This is a genomic window from Streptomyces sp. NRRL S-646 (genome assembly GCF_000720765.1).
Lineage (GTDB): Bacteria > Actinomycetota > Actinomycetes > Streptomycetales > Streptomycetaceae > Streptomyces.
Window position 1 is genome coordinate 377,318 of sequence record NZ_JODC01000010.1, and the last position, 24,047, is coordinate 401,364.

The following is a 24,047-nucleotide window of genomic DNA, read 5'->3' on the forward strand; positions in this document are numbered from 1 at the left end:
GCATGGACCCGCACCTCCTGCGCACCTACGTCACCGTCGTCCGTCTCGCCTCCTTCTCCGAGGCCGCGCGTGAACTGGGCTACACCCAGTCGGCGGTGTCCCAGCACATCGCCGCACTGGAACAGGACCTCGGTACGCCGCTCCTCACCCGCCGCCCCGTCGCACCGACCCCGGCCGGCGAGAGGCTCCTGGAACACGCGGATCCGCTGCTGCTGCGCCTGGACGCGGCCCGCGCGGACGTCCTGCGGATGGCGGCCGCACCCGCACACGGCCTGACGCTCGCCGCGGCCCCCACCGCGCTCGTCCCGCGGGCCGTCGCCGTGCTCCCGGCCGCGGGCGTGACCGTGCGCGTGCTGCCCCGCGACGAGATCCCGGCCGCCGTCGCCACCGGCACGACGGATCTCGGCCTGGTCGACGGCCTGGCCGCCCCCAGCGACCCTCTGCGGCTGCCCGACGTGGCTCCTTTGATCACGCACGGCGTGGCGGAGGAACCGGTGTGCGTCCTCCTGCCGGCCACGCACCCGCTGGCCCGCCGTCGCGGCCTGCGCCTCGGGGACCTCGCCGACGCCCGCTGGTTGGACGCCCCCGACGCCGGCCTGCCGCTGGCCCACCTCCGCGCCGCGAACGGCGGCCACGGCTTCCGCCCCGCCCTGCGCTACGAGGGCACCGACGTCCGTACCCTCACCGCCCTCGCCGCCGCCGGCCACGGCCTGACCCTGCTGCCGGGCTCGGTGGCCACGGACGTGCCGGGCACGGTCTCCGTCCCCCTCGCACACCCGCGCGTGGTGCACCGCACCGAACTGCTGCACACGGGCTCACTCGCCGGAGCGGCAGCGACGCTGGCGGGGGTGCTGGAGGACCGGGCGTGAGCCGCTCAGTCTCACTCGTTCGTGGCTCGTCGGGCGCCGGGGCTCCGGGTAGAGCTCCAGCCGGAGGCGATCCATGGAACAGACTGCGTTGCGTCCCAAGCCGATGCCCGGTGGGGAGCCCGGCGGCGGCACCGAACCCGGCACGGCCCGGCGCCCGCACGCCGCGCGCCGGCGCGGCCGACGGCTCAGGGCCGCGCTGTTCGGCCTGCTCGTCGGAACGGTCCTGGTGCTGTCCGGGGTCGGCCTCGGCACGGTCGGCGCCACGGTGATCGGCATGAGCAAACTCGCCGACCTGCAACGCCAGGCGCAGGCCAGCCCGTCGGCCACGGCGCACCCCAGTCCGTCGTCCCCGACAGCGCCTGCGTCCCCGGCACCCGCCGCAGCGACCCTGGGCCTGGAGGCCGTGGACGCGTACAAGGCGGGCGCCCTGGTCGTCGGCGTCCATGTGCCCGGCCCGGGCTATGCGGCGGGCCTTGTCCGGGGAGACGTACTCCTCGCGTTCGGCAGGACCCGCATCGACTCGGCCGCCGACCTCGCACGCGCCGTCGCTCGGGCCCGCCCAGGTGTCGGGATCACGCTGACGGTCCGTCACCGAAGCGGCGGGTACCAGCAGTTGACGGCGATCCCGGGGGTCGTCACGTGACCACCCGGAAGTGGGTGACGAGCCGGCCGTAGTCGGCCGGCACATGGTTCGTGCCGCGGGGCGCCCCACACCTGCCCGCGATGCTGGGTCTCGCCGCGCTCTGGGCGGTCTACGAGGTCGGCTACTACGGTCTGTACGTGTGGTTCGTCGGCCGGATGCGGGCCGTCCTGTCCCGTGCCGGGGTGCGCCGGCGCCTGGAGCAGGTCTCCGGGGGCGTGCTGCTGCTCCTCGGTGCCCACCTCGCCCTGGAAAGCTGACGCCATGGCCCATGGAGCACCCGAAACACCCGCAGACCGGTCGCGCTGCCCCCTCTGTACGGGCAGGATGCTGCCCGTAGTCCTTTGTGGTCCCTTCACCCGCCCAGGGAGGCCCGGATGACCGGCAGCACGCGCGCGCCCTTCACCGCCGACGACTACCGGGCCCGGATGGACCGCGCCGCGCGGGCCGCCGCCGACGCCGGTCTCGCCGGGCTGCTGGTGGCACCGGGCCCGGACCTGGTGTGGCTGACCGGCTATGCGCCCACCGCGGTCACCGAACGGCTCACCCTGCTGGTCCTCGTCCAGGGACGCACCCCCGTCCTGGTCGTCCCCACCCTGGAGGCCCCGGACGCCGCACAGGCCGTCGGCGCGCCCGCCCTGGCCCTGCGCGACTGGACCGACGGCAAGGACCCCTACGCCGCGACCGCCGCCCTGCTCGCCGGCACCGGCCGCTTCGGCATCAGCGACAACGCCTGGGCGATGCACCTGCTCGGGCTGCAGCGGGCGCTGCCCGACACCGAATACGCCTCCCTCACCGACGCCCTGCCGATGCTCCGCGCCGTCAAGGACCCGGCGGAACTGGAACTGATGGCGGCCGCGGGCGCGGCCGCAGATGCAACGTTCGAGGAGATCCGCAAGGTTCCCTTCGCCGGCCGCAGGGAGTCCGACGTGGGCGCGGACCTCGCCGACCTGCTGCGGCAGTTCGGCCATTCGCAGGTCGACTTCACCATCGTCGCCTCCGGCCCGAACGGCGCCAACCCGCACCACGAGGTCGGCGAGCGCGTCATCGAACGCGGCGACATGGTCGTCCTCGACTTCGGCGGACTCAAGGACGGCTACGGCTCCGACACCTCCCGCACCGTCCACGTCGGCGACCCCACCGACGAGGAGCGCCGGGTGCACGACCTGGTGCGCGAGGCCCAGGAGGCGGGCTTCCGGGCGGTCCGGCCCGGCGTCGCCTGCCAGGAGGTCGACCGCGCGGCCCGGGCGGTCATCGCGGAGGCCGGGTACGGCGAGTACTTCATCCACCGCACCGGGCACGGCATCGGCGTCACCACGCACGAGCCGCCGTACATGATCGAGGGCGAGCGGCAGCCCCTCGTGCCCGGCATGTGCTTCTCCGTGGAGCCCGGGATCTATCTGCCCGGCCGCTTCGGCGTGCGCATCGAGGACATCGTCACGGTCACCGAGGACGGCGGCCGCCGCCTCAACGACACCGACCGCGAGATGGTCATAGTGGACTGAGCGACCCCAGGAGCCCCAGCACACCTTCGAGTGACTACGGCGCGACCATGACCCAGGCACCGACACCCACCGCGGACACCGTCCGCCGACTGGTCAGTTCCCTGCTGAAGGACGGCGCGGGCACCGGACTCGAGGTGCGGCCCGTCGCCGAGGGCGGCGAGCACTCCACCTGGTGGGTCGGCGCCCGCCATGTGCTGCGCCTCGCCCCCGACCGTGAGGCCGCCCTGCGCCAGCGCCGCGAACTGCGCCTGCGCGACCTTGTACGCCCGCATCTGCCGGTCGCCGTGCCGACCAGCGTGGCGCACGGCGAGTGGGCACCCGGGCTGACGTACACGCTCGACACCAAGGTGCCCGGCGGGACGGCGGAGCAGCACGACGTCTCCGCCGTCGGCGAGACCGACCTCGCGGGGCTGCTCACCGGGCTGCGCGAGGTGCCCGCACGGCAGGCCGAGACGCTCGGCGTCCCGCGCACCGCCCCGCGCTCCCTGGAGGCGCTGCGCCGGGCCGCCGGGCGGGCCGCCGATCGCCTCGCCGCGGCCGACGAGTTCGACCCCGTCCGCCTCCACCAGCTCACCCCGCAGGCCGCCGTACAGCTCGCCGCGCAGCCCGGCACCGCGGTCCTCGTCCACCACGACCTCAGGGGCGAGCACCTCGTGGTCAGCGCCGACGGCCGGGTGCGCGGCATCCTCGACTGGACCGGCGCGGCCGTCGGCGACCCCGCCGAGGACATCGCAGGACTCGCGATCGCGGTCGGCTCACCCGCCGCCGTCCGCGCCGCCACACTCGCCGGCTACGCAGCCCGCCCCTGCCTCCGCGGCCTCTGGCTGGCCCGCTGCGACACCGTCGTACGCCTGGCCGAACACCTCGGAGGCCATGACACCGGCCCCCTGCCCCTCCTCAGGCTCCAGCTCCGGCGCGCCTGGGAGGCGATCCTGCTGGAGAGGGTGACGGAGTTCCGGGACGAGGACGTGGACGACGAGGTCTAGGCGGCCGGCCTCGGCGAAGTCCGGTGCGGTTCGCGTGGGGCAGTATCCAGATGTGGCTTCGCCGCGCGGGCACGACCAGCCACGACGGACCCGCAGACGGCAGACGGCCGATCGCGGCGCAGTCCGCGGAGCGCCCAGCAGCCGTTTCACGCCTGCAGCAGCACCACGGCCGACTCCGCGGGCACATGCAGCACCCCGTCCGCCCCTGGCGCCTCGACGGGCTCCCATGCGGCGAGCACGCGCGCGTGACGGGGGCCCAGGGGGATCGCCGCCGGCTCCTTGGCGAGGTTCACGGCCACGCGGACGTCCCCGCGGCGGAAGGCCAGCCAGCGCTCCCGTTCGTCGAACGCCACCTTGGTGTCGGCGAGGTCGGGATCGGTCAGGTCGGCCTGCTCGTGCCGCAGGGCGATGAGCCTGCGGTACCAGTCCAGCACGCGCGCGTGGGGCTCGTCCGCGAGCTCCGCCCAGTCGAGGCAGGAGCGGTCGCGGGTCGCCGGGTCCTGCGGGTCGGGCACGTCCTCCTCGGCCCAGCCGTGCGCCGCGAACTCCCGCCGCCTGCCCCGCCGTACGGCCTCGGCGAGTTCCGGATCGGTGTGGTCGGTGAAGAACTGCCAGGGCGTACCGGCCGCCCATTCCTCGCCCATGAACAGCATCGGGGTGAAGGGCGCGGTGAGCGTGAGGGCGGCCGCGCAGGCGAGCAGGCCGGGGGAGAGGACTGCCGAAAGGCGGTCGCCCTGGGCGCGGTTGCCCACCTGGTCGTGGGTCTGGCTGTAGCCCAGCAGCCGGTGGGCGGCCACCCGCGTGTTGTCCAGGGGCCGCCCGTGGCGCCGGCCGCGGAAGCTGGAGTACGTGCCGTCGTGGAAGTAGCCGCGGGTGAGGGTCCGGGCCACGGCGGCGAGTGGCGCGCGGCCGAAGTCCGCGTAGTAGCCCTGGGACTCGCCGGTCAGCGCGGTGTGCAGGGCGTGATGGAAGTCGTCGTTCCACTGGGCCTGCAGCCCGAACCCGCCCTGCGCGCGGGGCGTGATGAGCCGCGGGTCGTTGAGGTCGGACTCGGCGATCAGGAACAGCGGTCGGCCCAGGCCGGCCGCGAGGGCGTCCACGGCCGTCGACAGTTCTTCGAGGAAGTGGCACGCGCGCGTGTCCGCCAGCGCGTGCACCGCGTCCAGGCGCAGCCCGTCGATCCGGTAGTCACGCAGCCACGCCAGTGCGCTGCCCAGCAGGAACGCCCGCACCTCGTCCGAGCCGGGGGCGTCCAGGTTGACCGCGGAACCCCAGGGCGTGTGGTGCGTGTCCGTGAAGTACGGGCCGAAGGCGGGCAGGTAGTTGCCCGACGGACCGAGGTGGTTGTGCACCACGTCCAGGATCACGCCCAGGCCGAGTTCGTGCGCCCGGTCGACGAACCGTTTCAGCGCCTCGGGGCCGCCGTACGGCTCGTGCACGGCCCACAGCGATACGCCCTCGTAGCCCCAGCCGTGCCGGCCCGGGAAGGGGCACAGCGGCATCAACTCGACGTGGGTGATGCCCAGTTCGACCAGATGCCCGAGCCGCTCGGCGGCCGCGTCCAGGGTGCCTTCACTGGTGTACGTGCCCACATGGAGCTCGTACAGCACCGAACCCGGCAGCGGGCGCCCGGCCCACTCGGTGCGCCAGGTGTACCGCTCGTGCTCGACGACCGCGCTCAGCCCGTCCGGGCCGTCCGGCTGCCGGCGCGAACGCGGGTCGGGCAGTACGGGGCCGTCGTCCACCGCGAACCCGTACCGCGAGCCGTCCCGCGCCGCGGCCTCCGTCCGCCACCAGCCCTCCCGGTCCGGATCACGCTCCAACGCGCGCGTGGCGCCGTCGCACTGGAGCGTCACTCGGCCGGCCTGTGGTGCCCACACCTGGAACTGCACGGACGGTTCCCCTTCGTCTGCTCACCGTGATGTAGCCCGTCCATGGTGCTTCAAACGAGATCAATCCGCTTTTGAATCACCCCTTTTACGGCGGGTGTCGTCAGGTACGCGCGCGTGGCGGCCGTTTTCTCGTTTTCTGGACACCCGGGGTTCACTGACCGACAATCACCAACGTGACGTCGTCTTTCGAGTTCAACACGTACCCCGCGCGGCTGTCCGACGTGGAGCGCGACAAGGCGCTGAAGGTGCTGCGTGACGGCGTCGCCATGGGACGGTTGTCGCACGACACGTTCATCCGCCGCATGGAGCTGGCCCTCACTGCCCGGCGCTCCGAGGAGCTCGCCGCACTCACCGCCGACCTCCCGCAGGAAAGCCGTGTCGCGCGCCTGGTGTTCGGCACCGTGGAGGCGGTCTCCGGCTTCACCGTACGGCTGCGCAGGGCCTGGCAGGCCGAGCGCCTCCCGAAGCTGCTGCTGCCCCACCCGGCGAGCGGCTACCCGCTGCGCATAGGACGCGATCCGGCCAACGGACTGCGCCTCACGCATGAAACCGTGTCCCGTGTGCACGCCGAGCTCAGCCGCCAGGGCGGCATGTGGGTGCTGCGCGACCTCGGCTCGACCAACGGCACGACGGTGAACGGCCGGCGGGTCATCGGAGCCGCCGTCGTGCGCGAAGGCGATCAGGTGGGCTTCGGGCGGATGGCGTTCCGGCTCGCCGTCGACTGAGCCCCGACTGAGTCACGCCTTAGCTTTGGCCTGAGCATGACACCGCGTTGACGTGCGGTGATGGCGCAAATCGCTTTCCCTTCCATGGTGTTGACGTACCCCTCAAGTCGTGACTGACTGTGCGTACACCATGCACATCAGGTGAACCGACGGCACCACATTGTGGAGGTGTGCCCTGCCGCCCCTCCTCCGCTACCCGACCGTCGACGAGCTCGGCGCGCGGGCGGCAGCACTCGTCTCCCGGCGTCCGAGCGACGCCCGTCTGCGCCGCGTCGGCACCTCGCGCGCGGGTAACCCCATGTGGCTGCTTTCCGTCGGTCACGGCAGCCGCCAGGCCCTCGTCGTCGCAGGGCCCCACGCCAACGAACCCGTCGGCGGGGCCACCGTGCTGCGCCTGGCCGAACGCGCCCTCGCCGACCCCAGGTTCACCGAGGGTGCCGACGCCACCTGGAACCTGCTGCTGAGCCTCGACCCCGACGGTCTGCGCCGCAACGAGGGCTGGCTGCCGGGCCCGTACTCCCTCGGCCGGTACTTCCGGAACTTCTTCCGGCCCGGCTTCCTGGAACAGCCCGAATGGCTGCCCGACGGCGCGGCCGGCGCCGCCCTGCCGGAGACCCGCACCCTGATCGACCTCCAGGACGAACTGCGGCCCTTCCTGCAGTGCTCCCTGCACGGCGTCGACGTCGGCGGCGGCTTCGTCGAGCTCACCCGCGACCTGCCGGGCCTCGCGGGGCGCGTCGCGCACACCGCCGCCCGCCTCGGCATCCCGCGCGAACTCGGGCCCTACGACACCCTGTACTGGCCGAGCCTGGGACCCGCCGTCTACCGCATCCCGCCGCCCCGCATCGGCGACCTGGCCGCGGCCATCACCGAGGCAGCCGTCGAGTCGACGTGGTTCCATCCCTACCGGCACGGCACGGTCACGGCGGTCGTCGAGGCCCCCATGTGGGGCGTGGCGGCCGTGGAGGACGGCTCCGTGCCCGCCGACGCGGCCGCCGTGCTGCGGACCGTCAGCCACACGCTGCGCCACGACGCACGGCTCCTGGAGGTGCTCCTCGCGCGGCTGCGGCCCCATCTCGCAGGTGTGCCGGACGCGGCCCGCCTGCTCGCTCCGGTGGACGACTATTTACTGGTCTGCCCCGGGCTCGCCGACGCATGGGATCCCGACGTCGCCGGCGGTGCGCGCCCCCTCCCGCCGCTCAGCACCGCCCACCTGGCCGCCCTGCGCATCGCCGGACGGCGTCTGGCGCTGCGCACGGCGGGGCTGCTGCACCAGCTCGTGACCCGCGCCGGCCGCGACCCGGCCGGCGTGCTGCCGGACCTCGACCGTCTCATCGACGACTGGTGCACCGACTACCGCGACGGCATGGGGGCGCGCTGGATACCGGTCGCGCGCCAGGTGGAGTACCAGTCGCGCGTGGTGCTCGCCGCGTTCGAACTCGCCCTGCGGTACACGCCCGCATGCTCCCGTTCGGGTGAGTCGGGGTGGGGTTCCCAGGCCGCCGTGCCGATGCATCGGGAATGACGATCAGCACCACAGTGAAAGCGGTACGGGGCTCGCTGCTGGCGGCCGCCCTCCTCGCCGGCGCGGCCCCGGCACAGGCTGCCTCCCCGGGCTTCCCGCCGACCGACTGGCTCTACCTCACGGTCACCAAGGGCGACGCCCGGTCCCCGCACACGCGCGACACCCTGCTGCTGTGCGACCCGCCCCAGGGGCACGCGCGAGCGGCCGACGCGTGTACGGAGCTGGCAGCGGCGGACGGCGACATCGCCCGCATCCCCTCGAAGAAGAACATCTTCTGCCCGATGATCTACGCGCCGGTGACGGTCCACGCGCGCGGGGAGTGGAACGGCCGGCGGGTCGAGTACACACAGACCTTCTCCAGCGCCTGCGTCATGGCCGGACGTACGGGATCGGTGTTCGCACTGGACGCCTGACAGCGGCACTGCGGCGGCCTGCTCCGCGCGTGGCAGAGCAGGCCGGGCGAAGTCCGCTGCGCCGGCCCGCGCCCTGACGGGGCGCGGGGCAAGGTCCATATGCGGCTCCGCCGCGCGGGCGGGACCAGCCACGACGGTGCCGCAGACGACTGACGGCTCGTCCGTCTGCACCTCCAGCGGAGCGCTTCGCGCAGGTCAGGCCGCCCGGTCGCGCGCGTGCAGCGCTGCCGCGACGACCGTGCGGGACTGGTGCTCGACCTGGTGCTCCAAAGGCACCCAGCGCGCGCGGAAGCGCTCCGCGAAGGCGTCGCTCCAGGTCGCCACCAGCCGCTCCAGGCCCGGGGCCGCCCGGTCGTCGGTCTCCTGCAGGACACGCAGCAGCATGGCCGCCGCCCGCAGCGGCAGGCGGCGGCCGAACGCGTCGACGCTGCCGACGTACGCCATCGTGTTGTCGGCGGGCGGCGTGTGCATCCAGTCCGCGGCCAGGCCCGGAACCAGCTCCAGCGCCCACTTGGCGGCCCGCAGCAGCGGACCGTCGAGGCCCTCCAGACGCGGCAGCGCCTCGGCGAGCACCCGCTCCACCTCCAGCGCGTCCCGCAGCAGCCGGCGCGCCAGCCGTCGCATCGCCGCGGCCGGAGCGGGATGCGGAGCGGGGTCGTCCACCAGGTCGCTCGCCCACATCGGCACCTCGACCACCGCCGTCAGACCGCCGTGGCGGTGGGGGGCGTACCAGGTGCTGTGGCGCGCGTCGTCCGGCATGCTCGGATATGCGGCGCCCGCACCGGGGGAGGGCATCACATGCACCCCGGGCCCGGACGCGGCCCAGCCCGCGGCGTCCGAGGCGCCCGTCTCCACCGGGATGTGCAGCTCGGCCGCGGACTTCGCGAACGGCTCGGCGAGACCCGGTATGTCCTTGGTCAACTGGACCCAGCTGCCGCCCAGGTCGGTCCCGTGCAGGGTCGCCTGGAGGTAGGGGCGCAGCTCGTCGATGACCCGGGTCAGCGCGCGCGTCTCGGGCGGCAGCCGGTGCGGCGGCAGCACCGACGGCGACCACTCCGGCTGCTCCTCGGCCGCCGGCCGGAAGAACCCGAGGTGGTAGTCGAACAGGCTGCGCGGCGCCGGGGTGCGGTGCAGGCTCGCCCCGTCGGGGTCGGCGCACAGCAGGAAGTGCCAGGACGTGTCCGCACGCAACTGCCGCTCGGACAGTACACGTTCGGCGAGCGCGAGCAGCGTGGGACCGCCGGTCGGCTCATTGGCGTGGGCGCCCGCGACGACGAGCACGGCACGCCGCGCGTGGCCCACGGACAGTAGGTGCAGGGGTCTGCCCGCCCGGGAGACGCCGATCTGCCTCAGTGTGCACAGACCGGGCCTGTGAGCGGCCAACGCGCATGCGGACGCGACGAGTTGGGTCAGGGTGGGGTAGCGCAGCTGCGGCAGGAGACTCACCCCCGTCACGTCCGCCCGGCTTCGCAATCCGCAGTACCCCACGCTCTAGGTGAACTGTCAATAACGCCTAGGGGGAGGCTCCAGGGGGCGCCCAGATGCATTCACCGCCGACGACGAGGGGCATTGCTGCCGATGGGGGCGCGGACACCGGCGCTCACTGCTGGTGCAGCCCGCGTCCGGCCAGCGTCAGGAAGGTCTCGCCGACCGCCTCCGACAGCGTCGGGTGCGGGTGGATGTGGCGGGCCACGTCCGAGGGGTACGCGTCCCAGCCGACGATCAGCTGGCTCTCCGCGATCATCTCGGACACGTGCGGGCCCACCAGGTGCACACCGAGCACTGGTCCGCCGTCTGCCTCTGCGACGACCTTCACCATCCCGCCCTGCCCGTGCACCAGGCCCTTCGCGACCGCCGTCAGGGGCATGGTGTTGACGGCCACCTCGTACCCACGCGCGCGTGCCTCCGCCTCGCTGAGGCCCACGGCCGCGGTCTGCGGCGACGAGTAGGTCACCCGGGGCACGGCCGCGTAGTCGACCGGCACGGCCGCCACGCCGGCCAGCGTCTCGGCCACCAGCAGGCCCTCCGCGAACGAGGCGTGCGCCAGGCCGAGTGACGGCGGTGGCAGCAGGTCACCGACGACGTGAACGCCGCCCACCGGCGTCTCCAGCCGGCTCCAGTCGGCCGGTTCGACGAAGCCGCGCGCGTCCGCCGCGAGCCCCGCCGCGGCCAGGTCCAGGCCGTCGGTGACCGGGGCCCGGCCGACCGCCACCAGGAGCCGCTCCACCTCGACGGTACGGGTCTCGCCGCGGGCGGTGCGCACGCGCGCGCGTACGCCGTCCTCGAGCAGCTCGGCGTCCAGCAGCCGGGCGCCCGCCTGCACGTCGATGCCGCGCTTCTTGAGACCGCGCGTCAGGTGACGGCTCACGTCCGCGTCCTCGAGCGGTACGAGCCGGTCGGCGGCCTCCACGAGGGTGACCTCCGCACCCATCGAGCGGTGGAACGAGGCGTACTCCACGCCGATCGCGCCACCGCCGAGCACCAGGACGGACCCCGGCAGACCCGGCGCGAAGAGCGCGTCGTCGCTCGTCACCACGCGCCGGCCGTCCGGCTCGAGCCCCGGGAGCGTGCGCGGCCGTGAGCCGGTGGCCAGGACGATCCCACGGCGTGCGGCGAAGCCCCGTACACCCGGCGCGCGTTCCCCGTCCGGCCCCTGCACATGTACGGTGCGCGGCCCCGTCAGCCGGGCGCTGCCCCGCACGACCCGTACGCCGGCCTGTGCGAGATGCGCCTCCACGCCACGGTGGTTGCGCGTCACGATGTCGTCGCGCGTGGCGACCAGCGCCGGCCAGTCGACGGCGTCCAGGCTCGCCTTCACCCCCCAGCGCTCGCGCGCCTCGGCGATGCCGTCGACGAGTTCGGCGGCGTGCAGCATCGCCTTGCTGGGGATGCAGCCGCGGTGCAGGCAGGTCCCCCCGATCTTGTCGCGCTCGGCGAGCACGACATCGAGCCCGAGGGCGGCGGCGCGCAGGGCGGTGCTGTATCCGCCGGTGCCGCCGCCGATGACGATGACATCCGCAGTGCTCAGATCCCGTGTGTCGTCCATGCCCCCAGCCTCCGTCCACCTCTTGCCATAAGTCCAAGGCAATGTTCTTGTGGAACCGATGCAGAATGTTTATGAGGGGTGGGTCATGAGTCTGCGGCAGATGGAGTACTTCCTGGCGGTCGTCGACGAGGCGTCCTTCACGCGCGCGGCCGAGGTCCTGCACGTCTCGCAGCCGGCGCTCTCGCACCAGATCAAGGCCCTGGAGCGATCGGTCGGCGGCGCCCTTCTGGAGCGTATGCCGCGTGGAGTGCGCCTCACGCCGATGGGCCGCGCCTTCCGGCCGCACGCCGAACGTGCCGTGCGCAGCGCCGCGCAGGCCCGCCGCGCGGCGCGTGCCGCCGCCGGCGCCGAGGGCGGCGAACTGCATATCGCCGCCGTCCACTCCGTCGCGGTCGGCGTCCTGCCGGACGTGTTCGCCCGCTGGCGCGCCGCCCACCCCCACGTGGTGCTTCACCTGCACGAGTACGCCACCTCCCAGGCACTGGAGGAGGAGGTCGAGCGCGGCACCGCGGACCTCGCCGTCGGTCCCGCACCCGCCGACTGGCCCGGCACCGTCGTGCCGGTCGGCGAGGAGGAGGCCGTCCTCGTGGTCCCTTTCGACGACCGCTTCGCGGGCCGCACGACGGTGACCCTGCCCGAACTCACCGACCGCCACTGGATCCGCTGCGCCATGGAACCCGTCGTACACGGCGAACGCTTCCTCGACTGGGCTTGCGGACTGGCCGGTTTCGCCCCGCGCACGGCCGTGTGGACCGAGCACACGTCGACGGCCGTACGGATGGCCGCGGCCGGAGTCGGCGTCTGCGTCGCACCCTCGCACATCGTGCGCGGAGCGGTGGGCGAGGACTGCACGGTCCTCTCCCACGCCCCGTCCTGGCGCCGCCCCATGACCGTCTTCGCCCGCGTCCCACCAACGGGCGCGGCAGAGGCCTTCGTAGAGCTTCTGAGGTCGTCATGGCCGACGCCGGGAACGTCGACCTCCCTGGCAGCCCAAACAGGGTGAGCAAGGCCCACCGGGACCGGCAGCGCCCCAAAGGGGCGCGGGAACTGCGCGACCAGCCACGACGGGCCCGCAGACGATCGACGCTCAATCGCCCCCCCCGCGGCGGAGCCGCAAAGTGACACAGCCCGCGGAGGCTCAGTCCGCGTCAACCCGCTCCAGCAACACCACCGGAAGCCGCGCGAAAAGTTCCTCCACGCGCGCGTGTCCCACGAACTCCCGCCCGGGAGACAGCACATCGGACCAGCGCCCGGCCGGCAGCGGCAGCACGGTGTCCCGCCAGCCGCCCGCCTCCGCCAGCCGCAGCGACAGCCGCGTCACGGCCGTGACGACCTCTCCGGAGCGCGCGAACGCCACGCAGTGGGCCGCCGCCGGGCCCTCGGCGGTCAGCGGCGCGTACGTCGCCGCGTCCCCGAAGGCGCCGGGCCGCCGCGCGCGCAGCCGCAGCGCCGCCGCGGTCACCTCGCCCTTCTCGCCGGGGTCCGCCGAGGGCGGAAACCGCACAGGACGCCGGTTGTCCGGGTCCACCAGCGCCAAGTACTCACCCTCGGTGCCCTGGTAGACGTCCGGCACGCCCGGCATCGTCAGATGGACCAGCGCGGTGCCCAGCACGTTCGCCCGGATGTGGGGCTCCAGCGCACCGCGGAGGGCCACCACGTGCTCGCCCGGAGCCCCGCACGGCCCCGCCGAGACGAACGCCGCCACCGCCTCCTCGTAGGCGGGCTCCTGCTCCGTCCAGCTCGTCAGCAGCCCCGCCTCGCGCACATGCTTCAACAGGGCCTGCTGAACGCGCTCCTCGGCCGCTGCGCCGAGCCCGAACACCGTCTGCCACGCCGCCCACGCCACCTGGGCGTCCGGCACGCCCTCATCCGCCCGCGTCACCTCCGCCAGCACGTCCGCCCAGCGCTGCGGGCACTCGGTGAGCACGGCCAGCGCCGCCCTTACGTCGGCACTGCGCTTCGTGTCGTGCGTCGACGCGACGGTCCCGGTCGCGGGCCAGTCGCGCTGCACGCGCCCGCAGTAGGCGTGAAAGTCCTCCGGGGACACCGCCGGGCTCCCCGGGTTGCCGCCCACCTCGGTCGCCGACAGCAGGGGTACGTAGCGGTAGAAGGCCGTGTCCTCCACGGACTTGGCGCGCAGCGCGGAGGCGGTCTGTGCGAACCGTGCCCGGAACTCCACGTGGTCGGGTCCGTCGCCGTGGCGCCCGAGGACCAGATTCCTTACGACGTCGACCGCGCCGGACTCCTCCGGGACGACGAAGGCGAGCCGGGCCTCGGCGGCGGCCTCCTCGGTGACCACCAAGGCCGCGTCCCCGGAGGCGTACGGCCGGTAGACGTCCAGGCGCACCAGAAGCTCCTGCAGCGCCGTGCGCAGCGCCCAGGGAGCGCGGTCGCGCAGCGCGGGGTCCGGTGCGGCGGCGCACAGTCTGCCGGCCACCCGGGTCAGCCGGTCGATCTCGGTGGCGAGCTCGTGCGTGAGCACCTTGTACGCGGCCCGCCGTACCGTCGCCGCCCAGTCGCCGCCGCGGTCGGTCTGCGGGGCCGCGAACCGCCGGTACTGGCCGAGGAGTTCCCCGAACCCTGCTGGGTCCGTGAAAAGGCCGTCGATGTGCCGCAGGGCGTCGTAACCGGTGGTGCCCGCCACGGGCCAGGAAGCCGGCAGGGGCTCCCCGTCCGACAGGATCTTCTCCACGACCGTCCAGCGGCCTCCGGTCGCCTCGTGCAGCCGCTGCAGATACGCGTCGGGGTCGGCGAGCCCGTCGGGATGGTCGACACGCAGCCCGTCGACCACGTCCTCGTGCAGCAGCTGCAGGATCTTCGCGTGCGTGGCCTCGAACACCTCCGGGTCCTCGACCCGCACCCCGATGAGCTCCGAAATGCTGAAGAAACGCCGGTAGTTGAGCTCGGTGCGGGCCAGCCGCCACCACACCGGCCGGTACCACTGCGCGTCCAGGAGCTGCGGCAGCGGCAGCTTCTCGGTGCCCTCGCGCAGCGGGAACACATGGTCGTAGTAGCGCAGCACGTCCCCGTCGACCCGCAGCTCACCGATGACCGAGCCGAGCGGGCCGCCCAGCACCGGCAGCAGCATCTGGCCGCCCTGCGCCTCCCAGTCGATGTCGAACCAGCGCGCGTACGGCGACTTGGGGCCCTCCCGCAGCACCTCCCACAGGGCGTGGTTGTGGCGCGGAGCCATCGCCATGTGGTTCGGCACGATGTCCACCACCAGGCCGAGACCGTGCTCCCGCGCGGTGCGCGCCAGCGCACGCAGCCCCTCCTCGCCGCCCAGTTCCCCCCGCACGCGCGCGTGGTCGACGACGTCGTAGCCGTGCGCCGAGCCCGGTACGGCCTCCAGCACGGGGGACAGGTGCAGGTGCGAGACGCCGAGCGAGGCCAGGTAGGGCACGGCGTCGGCCGCGGCCGCGAACGGGAACTCGGGCTGCAGCTGCAGTCGGTAGGTGGCCGTGGGCACCAGGGGGTCGGGTCGCTCAGGTGTCATGCAAACCTACGTACCCGCCCTGCCGCCCTTCGTGTCATCGTCCCCTCCACGGGTGCACGCGCGCGTGGCCGGCGTCGAGCGATGGGGAGCACCGGGCGAACGTACAGGGACGTCATCGGCCTGACAGGGCCGCTGCTGCCGGTGGCGTCCTTCCTGTGACGGCTGCCGACGGCCACGATCCAGTTCGGCAGCGTGCTGCTGGTCGCCCGGACCAGCGGGTCGCCGGCCGCTGCGGGGCTGACGGGCGGGGCGCCGGCCGGGCAGGTGGCCTGCGGTCCGCTGGTGGGGCAGCTCGCGGACCGGCACGGCCGGCGGACGGTCGTGCTCGCCTTCTCCCTCGCCAACGCCGCCGCGATCGCCGCCCTCGTCGCCGGGGCGCTCGACGGCCTGTCCGTCCCCTCGCCGGCACTCCTCGGGGCGGTGGCGGGCGCGACCGTACCGCTGATCGGCCCCCTGGGCCGCGCCCGCCTGGTGGCGCCGGTCCGCAGCCCCCGAGTCCACGGTCGGCGCGGCGCTCTCCTTCGAGAGCACCCTCGACGAGATCTCCTTCGTCCTGGGCCCGGCCCTGGTGGGCCCGGCCGCCGTGCCCGCGCACCCCGCCCGCCCCGCTCCGTCCTCCCCCTCCGCGCCGCCCTGGCCCTCCAGGGAGCGATGTTCGGAGCCTGTCAGGCCGGCGTCACAGCACTCACCGAGCGGCTGGGACAGGAGCAGCAGGCCGGTCTCGTGTACGCCGCCATGGGGGTGATGAGTGCGGTGGCGGGCCTTTCCATGACCGCCGTGCCCGCACGCATCCCCCTCACGGCTCGCTGACGGGCGGCGGCCGCGGCCGCGTTCCTGCTCGCCCTGCCCCTGCTGCGGACACGGAGCATGGGCGGCCTCTATGCGGTCGTCACCGTCCCCGGTGTCGCCTACGCCCCGCACCTGGTGACGGTGTTCGGCCTCACCGAGCGCGCGGTGCCGCCCACCCGGCCGGCCGAGGCGATGGCGTTCGCGACGAGCGCGATCGTCGGCGGCCAGGCCCTCGCGGTCGCCGTCACCGGCCGCCCCGCCGAGTCGTACGACCCCGCGGCCGCCTTCGCCGCGGCGAGCACGGCTGCCGCACTCGCCTGCGCCATCGCCCTGACGGCGCGCCCGTCCTCGTACACCGGGCCCACCACCGAACCGGCCCAGCACGCGCGCGTACCCGGCCGGCAGCCGACCACACCGACGCACGAACAGGACCTGGAGCAGACCTAGACCGGCCGCTGCAGCACCGTCAGGCTCCGGTCCACCAGCGTCAGCCGGTCGCCCGCCTGCACCTTCGGGCCGGTGTGCGGCGGCACCCCGTCCGAGCGGGCGGTGTCGACCACCACTTCCCACTGGCGGCCGTGGTTGACGGGCACCACGAAGTCGAGCGGCCTGGGCGAGGCGTTGAACATCAGCAGGAACGAGTCGTCGGTGATCCGCTCCCCGCGCGTACCCGGCTCGGAGATCGCGTTGCCGTTGAGGAACACCGTCAGTGCCGAGGCCGGCGCCGAGTCCCAGTCGCGCTGGGCCATCTCCTTGCCCTCCGGCGTGAACCAGGCGATGTCCGACAGTTCGTCGTGGGTGCCCTCCACCGGCCGCCCGTGGAAGAAGCGGCGCCTGCGGAAGACCGGATGGTCCTTGCGCAGCCACACCATCGCGCGCGTGAAGGCCAGCAGCTCGCTCTCGGCCCCGTCCTCCTCCGCCCCGGGGGCCGGCCATTTCACCCAGGCCAGCTCGTTGTCCTGGCAGTAGGCGTTGTTGTTGCCGCGCTGGGTGCGCGCGAACTCGTCGCCGTGGCTGATCATCGGCACGCCCTGGGAGAGCATCAGCGTGGCGACGAAGTTCCGCATCTGGCGCGCCCGCAGCTTCAGCACCTCGGCGTTGTCGGTCTCGCCCTCCTCCCCGCAGTTCCAGGACCGGTTGTGGCTCTCGCCGTCCCGGTTTTCCTCGCCGTTGCCCTTGTTGTGCTTCTGGTTGTACGAGACGAGGTCGTGCAGGGTGAAACCGTCGTGGCAGGTGACGAAGTTGATCGAGGCGAGCGGGCGCCGCCCGTCGTCCTGGTAGAGGTCCGAGGAGCCCGTCAGCCGGGACGCGAACTCCGCGAGCGCGCGCTGCTCGCCGCGCCACATGTCCCGTACGGTGTCGCGGTACTTGCCGTTCCACTCGGTCCACAGCGGTGGGAAGTTGCCCACCTGGTAGCCGCCCTCGCCGACATCCCACGGCTCGGCGATCAGCTTCACCTGGGAGACCACCGGGTCCTGCTGCACCAGGTCGAAGAACGACGACAGCCGGTCCACCTCGTGGAACTGCCGGGCCAGGGTGGCTGCGAGGTCGAAGCGGAAGCCGTCGACGTGCATCTCGGTGACCCAGTAGCGCAGCGAGTCCATGATCAGCTGCAGGACGTGCGGGGACCGCATGAGCAGCGAGTTCCCGGTGCCCGTGGTGTCCATGTAGTAGCGCGGGTCGTCGGTGAGCCGGTAGTACTGCGGGTTGTCGATGCCCTTGAAGGACAGCGTCGGGCCCAGGTGGTTGCCCTCGGCCGTGTGGTTGTAGACGACATCCAGGATGACCTCGATGCCCGCCTCGTGCAGCGCCCGGACCGCCGACTTGAACTCCAGGACCTGCTGGCCGCGGTCGCCCCAGGAGGCGAACGCGTTGTGCGGGGCGAAGAAGCCGATCGTGTTGTAGCCCCAGTAGTTGTTCAGGCCCATGTCGACCAGCCGGTGGTCGTTGACGAACTGGTGCACCGGCATCAGCTCCAGCGTCGTCACGCCGAGCTCCACCAGATGCTCGATGATCACCGGGTGCGCGAGCGCCGCGTAGGTGCCGCGCAGCTCTTCCGGCAGCCCCGGGTGCTGCATGGTGAGGCCCTTGACATGAGCCTCGTAGATCACCGTCTCGTGGTATCCGCGCCGCGGCCGCCGGTCGTCGCCCCAGTCGAAGTACGGGTTGACCACGACCGACGTCATCGTGTGCGGCGCCGAGTCCAGGTCGTTGCGCCTGTCGGGCGCGTCGAAGTGGTAGCCGTAGACCTCCTCGCCCCAGCGGATGGAGCCGCTGATCGCGCGCGCGTACGGGTCGAGCAGCAGCTTCGCCGAGTTGCAGCGCAGGCCGCGCTCTGGGGCGTACGGGCCGTGCACCCGGAAGCCGTAGCGCTGTCCCGGCATGATGCCGGGCACGTACGCGTGCCGTACGAATGCGTCGCTCTCGCGCAGTTCCACCGCCGTCTCCGAGCCGTCGTCGTGCAGCAGACACAGCTCTACTCGGTCCGCGGCCTCCGTGAAGACCGCGAAATTGGTGCCGGCGCCGTCGTACGTGGCACCGAGCGGATACGCCTCGCCAGGCCAGACCTGCATGGACACGACTCTTTCAGGTGGAGCGCGCCCCAGGGGGCGCCTTGGCGTCGAGTGTCCCCGAAAGTGATGGAACCACCTATGACTTACGTCCCTCTTACCGATCGACCTGTGCATACGCCGTATGTCAACGCCGTATGCCAATCAGTGGGGCAGAAAAGTACTCCCGGGGATGAAGGGGGAGTAGGGGGCAAATGTGCGCAAGATAGTGCACCGCCATCTGGGCAAGATGGTGGCCGGTGCGGCCATAGCGGTCGCCGGAACTGCCGTGATGGTCGGGATCACGCTGCCGGGGACGGCGGGAGCCGACGATTCGGGAGGAACCAAGGGAGGGCAGGCGGCCCAGCAGGCGGCTCAGGCGAACGGCACGCCCGCTCCGGGTGTCGTCGAGCAGGCGCCGGCCGAGGGCGAGAAGGGCAAGGGTCTCGACCCGCTGACCGACGACGAGACGAAGCGCGTCGAGAAGATCGCGCTGAACCAGCAACTGCTGAACACCGGTGAGAACGTCAAGGGCGCCCGCGGACCGCAGCGCCTCACCGTGGAGCTGACCGAGCCGGACACCGACCAGCCGGACAGCGCGAACGCGCCCCGGCGCGCGGATGTGACGTTCTACGACTACCGGAACGACAGCGTCGTCACCAAGACCGTCAACCTGGACACCGGCAAGGTCGAGGAGACGAGCACCCAGCACGACGTCCAGCCGCCGCTCGGCGTCGCCGAGCAGACCGAGGCGGCCCGGCTGCTGATCGCCGACCCGCTGGGCGCGGGCCTGAAGGCGGACTACAAGGACGCCACGGGCAAGGAGCTCACCTCCCCTGACCAGCTGACGCTCACCAGCATGGTGTTCCGGGCGACCCCGGGCGTGCAGCCGGCCGAGCTCGGCAAGTGCGGCGAACACCGCTGCACCCGGCTGTTCCCGAAGGTCAAGAACGGCGCCTGGATCGACACCCGGGACTTCGTGATCGACCTGAGCGCCCGCAAGGTCGTCAAGCTCGGCTGAACCGGGCTCCGTTCACTTTTCACACTTGCTCCTCCTGTAAGGGAGTCACTTCGTCATGCACGTCAACAGAGACAGCCGTGCCCGCCGTAGCGCGCTGCGCAGGCGGGCCATGGTGGGCCCGCTCGCGGTCGGGCTCGCCCTCGGCGGCACGGCAGCGGCACCGGCCTTCGCCCAGCACAAGGAGGCGACCGCCGCCGCGGCCCCCCAGTGCAGCGCGGCCTACCAGATCGAGCAGAAGCTCTCCACCGGCACCACCTGGCGGATGTGCTGGCGCTTCGAGAGCAGGTCCGGGGTCATCCTGGACGACATCTCCTACCAGCCGCCCGGCGAGTCCCAGCCGATCAAGGTCCTCAACAGCGCCAAACTCGCCCAGATCGACGTGCCGTACGACGACGGAAGTGTCGAGTACAACGACGTCACGGACTACAACTTCGGCAACGGCCTGCTGAACCTCACGCCCGCCGAGTGTCCGGGCGGCACCATCAAGTCGGTCAAGGTCGCCGAACCCTTCTACTCGGAGTCGCAGAACGTCAAGGGCCTGTGCGCCACGACCCGTTCCCGCGGCCACGCCTACCACCTGCTGTCCGACACCAACAAGACCTACCAGGCGCAGGGCAAGGACCTGCTCCTCTACACGGTCAACAAGGTCGGCTGGTACGAGTACATCACCGAGTGGCGCTTCCAGGACGACGGCACGATGAGCATGAACGCCGGCGCCACCGGCAGCCTCTCGCCCGACGACTACGACGCCGGCGACGGCCGCGGCTGGCCCCTCGGCAAGGGCGCCAAGGCCTATGCCACCAGCCACAGCCACAACGTCTTCTGGCGGCTCGACTTCGGCCTCGACGGCTCCTCCAAGACCAAGGTCGAGCAGTACGACTCGAAGGTCAGCGCCCCGGTCAACGGCCAGCAGGCGCCGACCAACAAGACGACCCTCACCAAGGTCACCAAGGAACTCGCGGGCGACACCAAGGACATGCGCTGGTGGCGCGTGGTGAGCACGGCCGGCAAGAACAAGGACGACCACCCGCGCTCGTACGAGATCGTCCAGGGCCCGACCGCGAAGTACCCGGGCCACGGCTTCACCAAGCACGACGTGTACTTCACCGAGTACAACAAGTGCGAGCAGTACGCCAGCGGCAACCCGCTCAACTGCGGTGCCGGGCACGGCAAGTCCGTCGACACATGGGTCAACGGGCAGACTCTCACCCACCCCATAGTCTGGGTGAATGTGGGCTTCCACCACATAGCCCGGGACGAGGACCAGCAGCCGATGCCGGTCCACTGGCAGGGCTTCTCCATCGCCCCGCGCGACGTCACGGCTATGAATCCGCTCACTCCGGCCGCCCTGGCCGGTCAGAACGGGCACTGGCACTAGGGCAGTTGAGAATCGACCTGTCCATCCGGCTGCACCGCTGACTGCTCCCGGAGTACCCTTCCTTGATCGTTGACACGGGGATGCTCGGGGGAGCGGAAGGCGGTGCGCGGGTGGGGTCGGGAGGGCTGGAGTTGCCCCCTGGTGACGAGGGTCACGAGGGGAACTCCACAGATGTCCCGCCCGGCACGGTGTCCCTGGCCCGGCCGATGGCGACGAGTTCCATCGGGCCGGAGCTGGACTGGGATGCCGACGCCTGGCGCGAGGTGCGTACGCGCGCCCAGCGAGCCGGCCGGGCCTACATCTGGCTGAACCTCGTCGAACAGCGGCTGCGCGCGGTCGTGGCCGCTGTTCTGCGGCCCATCTACGAACCCGTCCACGGCGACGACTGGGTGGTCGCCGCGGCCGGTCCGGCCGGCCAGGAATGGGTGCAGCGCGCGGTCGCCGTACGCGAAGTCAGCCGCCGCAAGGGTTACTTGCTCGACCCGGCCGACGACAACGTGCTCAGCTTCCTCACCCTGCCCCAGCTGCGCGAGCTGATGGTGCAGCACTGGCCCTGCTTCGAGCCGTACGTCGACGACCGCCGCGACGTCGAACTCGCCCTGGACGAGCTCGAGGTCACCCGCAACGTCGTCTCCCGCAACCGGGCCCTTTCCGAGGCCGTCCTGGGCCAGGCCGAGCGGGCCTCGGCGAAGCTGCTGGACGTCCTCGGCGCGGCCGGGGACGTGCCGTCGGCCCGACGGCTGCCCGTGGACGCGGTGGAGGAAATGGTCGGCGACCGGTACGCGGACGTGGTCGCCGTGCACCCCGACCGGGTGCGGCTGCTGCGCCAGTTCCCGGCCGAGGACATCTTCGGCGGCGCCCGCCGCCTCGACGCCGTCGGCATCGGCCTCAACCTGCTCGTGCAGAACTTCTCCGGGCGCCGGCTGGTGCGTCTGGCCGAGGCGGGCTGCCGCGTCCGGCTGCTGTTCCTCAACCCGGCCTCCAGCGCCGTCAAACGGCGCGAGCGCGAACTCGGCATGAAGCGCGGCGAGTTGAGCCGCGCGGTCGAGATGAACATCCTGCACATGCGTCGCGTCCGGTCCAGGCTGCGCGACCCGGCCGCCTTCCAGATCCAGGTCTACGACGAGACCCCGCGCTTCACCGCCTACCTCGTCGACGGCGACGGCTCGGACGGCGTCGCCGTCCTCCAGTCCTATCTGCGGCGCTCGCGCGGCATGGAGGCTCCGGTGCTGGTCCTGCGCAACGGCAGCCGAGTGGTCAAGCCGGACGACATGGACAAGGGAGTCGAGAGCGGGCTCTTCCCGACATACCGCGAGGAGTTCGAAACCTCCTGGGCGGATTCGCGACCTGTGTCCTGAACTGTCGCCGGGGCCAAGCGGAATGCGGTCCTCGGATTGTCAGTGGCCCATGGGAAGGTGGAGACCACTGGGGGAAAGCACCACCGAGAAGGGGGGCCACGCATGGGCTGGCACCGGGAGCTGCTGATCGGCTTCGACCTGGAGACGACCGGGACCGATCCGCGTGAGGCGCGCATCGTCACGGGAGCCGTGATCGAGGTCAGGGGCGGACAGCCCCTTGGGCGCCGGGAGTGGCTGGCGGATCCGGGCGTGGAGATCCCGGCGGACGCCGTGGCGGTCCACGGGATCAGCAACGAACGCGCGGCCGCCGAGGGCCGCCCGGCCGACGAGGTGGCGGACGCCATCGCGGACGTCCTTGCGGCGTTCTGGAAGACGGGCGTCCCGGTCGTCGCCTACAACGCGGCCTTCGACCTGAGCCTGCTCTCCGCGGAACTGCGCAGATACGGACTGCCGTCCCTGCGCGACCGACTGGGCGGCCTCGACCCCGCCCCGGTCATCGACCCGTACACCATCGACCGCTGGGTCGACCGCTACCGCCGCGGCAAGCGCAACCTCGAAGCGGTCTGCACGGAATACGGCGTCACCCTCGACGCCGCCCACAACGCCTCCGCCGACGCCCTGGCCGCAGCCGGCCTGGCCTGCGCAATAGCCACCCGCCACCCCAAGATCGCAGTCCTCGGCCCGGCGGAACTGCACCGCCGCCAGATCGAGTGGTACGCGGAGTGGGCGGCGGACTTCCAGAAGTTCCTGCGCGGCAAGGGGGACGCGACGGCGGTGGTGGACGGGACGTGGCCTTTGCGGGAGCTGACGGACGAGCCGGTCTGACCGCCGGGCGCCGGAGGCGCCCCAAAGGGGCGCGGGGCCGTGTCGATTTGCGGCTCCGCCGCGTGGGCGCGACCAGCCACATAGGGCCTGCAGTCGCCCGACAACAACAAGCCCCTGCCCACTAGGCGCTCAGAACGAATACCACCGCACCGTCTCGTCCCCGTCCCGCAACGACGCCACCCGCCGCTCGAACTCGGCGAGCGCCGCGGGGTTGCTCGGCGCATGCTGAGCCACCCACGCACAGCTCGCCGTCTCGCGCGCACCGCGCAGCACACCGCAGCCCTCCCACTCCCGCACATCCCACCCGTACGCCTCGGTGAAGGAGTCGTAGGCCTCGGCCGGCATGCCATACCGGTCGCGGGAGAGCGCCATGACGACCAGGTCGTGCTCGCGCAGGTCCGCGGAGAAGGTCTCCAGGTCGACCAGGACGGGCCCGTCCGGCCCGACATGGACATTGCGCGGCAGCGCATCGCCGTGGATGGGCCCAGGCGGCAGATGAGGGGTGAGCGCGGCGGCGGCCGCCGCAAAACCGTCGCGGCGCTCGCGCAGATACGCCGCGTCCGCGGGGTCGATCGCGTCGCCCGCGAGCCGCAGCCAGCGTTCCACACCGCCCAGCAACTCGCGGGGCGGCAGCTCGAAGGCATCGACAGGGGGAGTGGGCAGTGCGTGGACGACCCGTAGCAGTTCGGCCAAATCCCGGGGCTCGGCCGGCCGTACGGCATCCGGGATCCGGTGCCACACCGTCACCGGGTGCCCCTCGACCAGCAGTGGCTTGGGCTCCGCCGGCCGCACCGCGGGCACGCCCGCCTCGGCGAGCCACAATGCGATGTCCAGCTCGCGGCGCGCCCGGTCCAGGAGTTCGGCGTCACGGCCCACCTTGACGACCAGGTCGCCGGAGGCGAACACCGCGTTCTCGCCCAGGGCGAGGAGCCGCGCGTCCCGCGCCGGGCCGGGCAGTACCCGCGCCGCGGCCAGTACGTCCCGCGCCCGTGACTCGTCCATCGCCTTCCTCCCACGTCCGCGTATGCAT

The 24,047-nt window shown here is 72.5% G+C and carries 20 protein-coding genes and 1 pseudogene; 15 read left to right on the forward strand and 6 right to left on the reverse strand.

The features are described 5' to 3' along the window. Window positions 1-2: 2 nt before the first annotated feature. The 5 genes and pseudogenes from IH68_RS0127560 (at window position 3) to IH68_RS0127580 (ending at window position 4,000) form a co-directional block, all read left to right on the forward strand. Window positions 3-869, forward strand: a complete 867-nt coding sequence (locus IH68_RS0127560; RefSeq protein WP_030940154.1) for a LysR family transcriptional regulator — start codon at window positions 3-5, stop codon at window positions 867-869. A 73-nt stretch (window positions 870-942) separates the two neighbouring features. Continuing rightward, window positions 943-1,512: a PDZ domain-containing protein gene (locus IH68_RS0127565; RefSeq protein ID WP_030940157.1), complete on the forward strand. Its 570-nt coding sequence runs from the start codon at window positions 943-945 to the stop codon at window positions 1,510-1,512. A gap of 47 nt (window positions 1,513-1,559) precedes the next feature. Beyond that, window positions 1,560-1,769: pseudogene (locus IH68_RS53585) on the forward strand (LysE family translocator); the annotation flags it as partial. Window positions 1,770-1,886: 117 nt separating this feature from the next. Then, the gene (locus IH68_RS0127575) at window positions 1,887-3,014 is read left to right on the forward strand and encodes an aminopeptidase P family protein (RefSeq protein WP_030940159.1); all 1,128 of its coding nucleotides are present in this window, start codon (window positions 1,887-1,889) and stop codon (window positions 3,012-3,014) included. A 47-nt stretch (window positions 3,015-3,061) separates the two neighbouring features. Then, window positions 3,062-4,000, forward strand: coding sequence for a phosphotransferase family protein (locus IH68_RS0127580; protein ID WP_030940161.1), 939 nt, complete (start codon window positions 3,062-3,064; stop codon window positions 3,998-4,000). 146 nt (window positions 4,001-4,146) lie between these two features. On the opposite strand, the gene treZ is transcribed toward IH68_RS0127580, so the two are convergent. Beyond that, window positions 4,147-5,892: a malto-oligosyltrehalose trehalohydrolase gene (treZ, locus tag IH68_RS0127585; RefSeq protein ID WP_030940163.1), complete on the reverse strand. Its 1,746-nt coding sequence runs from the start codon at window positions 5,890-5,892 to the stop codon at window positions 4,147-4,149. 173 nt (window positions 5,893-6,065) lie between these two features. Here treZ and IH68_RS0127590 point away from each other — a divergent pair, with 173 nt between their 5' ends. From IH68_RS0127590 to IH68_RS0127600, 3 genes are all read left to right on the forward strand, one after another. Continuing rightward, the gene (locus IH68_RS0127590) at window positions 6,066-6,617 is read left to right on the forward strand and encodes a DUF1707 and FHA domain-containing protein (RefSeq protein WP_030940165.1); all 552 of its coding nucleotides are present in this window, start codon (window positions 6,066-6,068) and stop codon (window positions 6,615-6,617) included. A 160-nt stretch (window positions 6,618-6,777) separates the two neighbouring features. Then, window positions 6,778-8,142, forward strand: coding sequence for a M14 family zinc carboxypeptidase (locus IH68_RS0127595; RefSeq protein ID WP_030940167.1), 1,365 nt, complete (start codon window positions 6,778-6,780; stop codon window positions 8,140-8,142). Beyond that, the gene (locus tag IH68_RS0127600) at window positions 8,139-8,555 is read left to right on the forward strand and encodes an SSI family serine proteinase inhibitor (RefSeq protein WP_030940168.1); all 417 of its coding nucleotides are present in this window, start codon (window positions 8,139-8,141) and stop codon (window positions 8,553-8,555) included. The genes IH68_RS0127595 and IH68_RS0127600 overlap by 4 nt, the downstream gene beginning before the upstream one ends. 195 nt (window positions 8,556-8,750) lie before the next feature. Here the strand turns inward: IH68_RS0127600 and IH68_RS0127605 are convergent, their stop codons facing one another. Continuing rightward, entirely contained in the window at window positions 8,751-10,001 is a 1,251-nt protein-coding gene (locus IH68_RS0127605) for a M14 family zinc carboxypeptidase (RefSeq protein WP_030940170.1), read from the reverse strand. A 154-nt stretch (window positions 10,002-10,155) separates the two neighbouring features. Continuing rightward, on the reverse strand, window positions 10,156-11,601 hold the full coding sequence (gene lpdA / locus IH68_RS0127610) for a dihydrolipoyl dehydrogenase (RefSeq protein WP_030940172.1): 1,446 nt from the start codon (window positions 11,599-11,601) through the stop codon (window positions 10,156-10,158). Between the two features lie 85 nt (window positions 11,602-11,686). On the opposite strand from lpdA, the gene IH68_RS0127615 reads away from it, so the two are divergent. Beyond that, entirely contained in the window at window positions 11,687-12,604 is a 918-nt protein-coding gene (locus IH68_RS0127615) for a LysR family transcriptional regulator (RefSeq protein WP_030940174.1), read from the forward strand. A gap of 135 nt (window positions 12,605-12,739) precedes the next feature. On the opposite strand, the gene treY is transcribed toward IH68_RS0127615, so the two are convergent. Continuing rightward, window positions 12,740-15,097, reverse strand: a complete 2,358-nt coding sequence (gene treY / locus IH68_RS0127620) for a malto-oligosyltrehalose synthase (RefSeq protein ID WP_030940176.1) — start codon at window positions 15,095-15,097, stop codon at window positions 12,740-12,742. 192 nt (window positions 15,098-15,289) lie between these two features. Here treY and IH68_RS59470 point away from each other — a divergent pair, with 192 nt between their 5' ends. Together IH68_RS59470 and IH68_RS59475 are read left to right on the forward strand one after the other, a co-directional pair. Continuing rightward, window positions 15,290-15,907, forward strand: a complete 618-nt coding sequence (locus IH68_RS59470) for a hypothetical protein (RefSeq protein ID WP_063763549.1) — start codon at window positions 15,290-15,292, stop codon at window positions 15,905-15,907. A 57-nt stretch (window positions 15,908-15,964) separates the two neighbouring features. Then, entirely contained in the window at window positions 15,965-16,333 is a 369-nt protein-coding gene (locus IH68_RS59475; RefSeq protein ID WP_063763550.1) for a hypothetical protein, read from the forward strand. Here IH68_RS59475 and glgX read toward each other — a convergent pair. Next, window positions 16,330-18,459, reverse strand: coding sequence for a glycogen debranching protein GlgX (glgX, locus tag IH68_RS0127630; RefSeq protein ID WP_030940177.1), 2,130 nt, complete (start codon window positions 18,457-18,459; stop codon window positions 16,330-16,332). The two genes, IH68_RS59475 and glgX, sit on opposite strands and share 4 nt — an antisense overlap. Before the next feature lie 193 nt (window positions 18,460-18,652). Here glgX and IH68_RS0127635 point away from each other — a divergent pair, with 193 nt between their 5' ends. The 4 genes from IH68_RS0127635 to IH68_RS0127650 all read left to right on the forward strand — a co-directional run bounded on the left by IH68_RS0127635 (window position 18,653) and on the right by IH68_RS0127650 (window position 23,017). Next, complete coding sequence (locus tag IH68_RS0127635; RefSeq protein WP_030940179.1) at window positions 18,653-19,456, forward strand: hypothetical protein; 804 nt, start codon at window positions 18,653-18,655, stop codon at window positions 19,454-19,456. Between the two features lie 55 nt (window positions 19,457-19,511). Continuing rightward, window positions 19,512-20,834, forward strand: a complete 1,323-nt coding sequence (locus IH68_RS0127640; RefSeq protein WP_030940181.1) for a copper amine oxidase — start codon at window positions 19,512-19,514, stop codon at window positions 20,832-20,834. A gap of 80 nt (window positions 20,835-20,914) precedes the next feature. Continuing rightward, window positions 20,915-22,192, forward strand: coding sequence for an SAV2148 family HEPN domain-containing protein (locus IH68_RS0127645; protein ID WP_030940183.1), 1,278 nt, complete (start codon window positions 20,915-20,917; stop codon window positions 22,190-22,192). Window positions 22,193-22,294: 102 nt separating this feature from the next. After that, the gene (locus IH68_RS0127650; RefSeq protein ID WP_030940185.1) at window positions 22,295-23,017 is read left to right on the forward strand and encodes a 3'-5' exonuclease; all 723 of its coding nucleotides are present in this window, start codon (window positions 22,295-22,297) and stop codon (window positions 23,015-23,017) included. 129 nt (window positions 23,018-23,146) lie between these two features. Here the strand turns inward: IH68_RS0127650 and IH68_RS0127655 are convergent, their stop codons facing one another. Then, the gene (locus IH68_RS0127655) at window positions 23,147-24,019 is read right to left on the reverse strand and encodes a phosphotransferase enzyme family protein (RefSeq protein WP_030940187.1); all 873 of its coding nucleotides are present in this window, start codon (window positions 24,017-24,019) and stop codon (window positions 23,147-23,149) included. Window positions 24,020-24,047 lie beyond the last annotated feature (28 nt).

Bases quoted from the DNA above. Each gene is read 5' to 3' on its own strand.
- IH68_RS0127560 (WP_030940154.1), top strand. From the start codon at position 3: ATGGACCCGCACCTCCTGCGCACCTACGTCACCGTCGTCCGTCTCGCC.
- IH68_RS0127565 (WP_030940157.1), top strand. From the start codon at position 943: ATGGAACAGACTGCGTTGCGTCCCAAGCCGATGCCCGGTGGGGAGCCC.
- IH68_RS0127575 (WP_030940159.1), top strand. From the start codon at position 1,887: ATGACCGGCAGCACGCGCGCGCCCTTCACCGCCGACGACTACCGGGCC.
- IH68_RS0127580 (WP_030940161.1), top strand. From the start codon at position 3,062: ATGACCCAGGCACCGACACCCACCGCGGACACCGTCCGCCGACTGGTC.
- IH68_RS0127600 (WP_030940168.1), top strand. From the start codon at position 8,139: ATGACGATCAGCACCACAGTGAAAGCGGTACGGGGCTCGCTGCTGGCG.
- lpdA (WP_030940172.1), bottom strand. From the start codon at position 11,601: ATGGACGACACACGGGATCTGAGCACTGCGGATGTCATCGTCATCGGC.
- IH68_RS0127615 (WP_030940174.1), top strand. From the start codon at position 11,687: ATGAGTCTGCGGCAGATGGAGTACTTCCTGGCGGTCGTCGACGAGGCG.
- treY (WP_030940176.1), bottom strand. From the start codon at position 15,097: ATGACACCTGAGCGACCCGACCCCCTGGTGCCCACGGCCACCTACCGA.
- IH68_RS59475 (WP_063763550.1), top strand. From the start codon at position 15,965: ATGGGCGGCCTCTATGCGGTCGTCACCGTCCCCGGTGTCGCCTACGCC.
- glgX (WP_030940177.1), bottom strand. From the start codon at position 18,459: ATGCAGGTCTGGCCTGGCGAGGCGTATCCGCTCGGTGCCACGTACGAC.
- IH68_RS0127640 (WP_030940181.1), top strand. From the start codon at position 19,512: ATGCACGTCAACAGAGACAGCCGTGCCCGCCGTAGCGCGCTGCGCAGG.
- IH68_RS0127645 (WP_030940183.1), top strand. From the start codon at position 20,915: ATGCTCGGGGGAGCGGAAGGCGGTGCGCGGGTGGGGTCGGGAGGGCTG.
- IH68_RS0127650 (WP_030940185.1), top strand. From the start codon at position 22,295: ATGGGCTGGCACCGGGAGCTGCTGATCGGCTTCGACCTGGAGACGACC.
- IH68_RS0127655 (WP_030940187.1), bottom strand. From the start codon at position 24,019: ATGGACGAGTCACGGGCGCGGGACGTACTGGCCGCGGCGCGGGTACTG.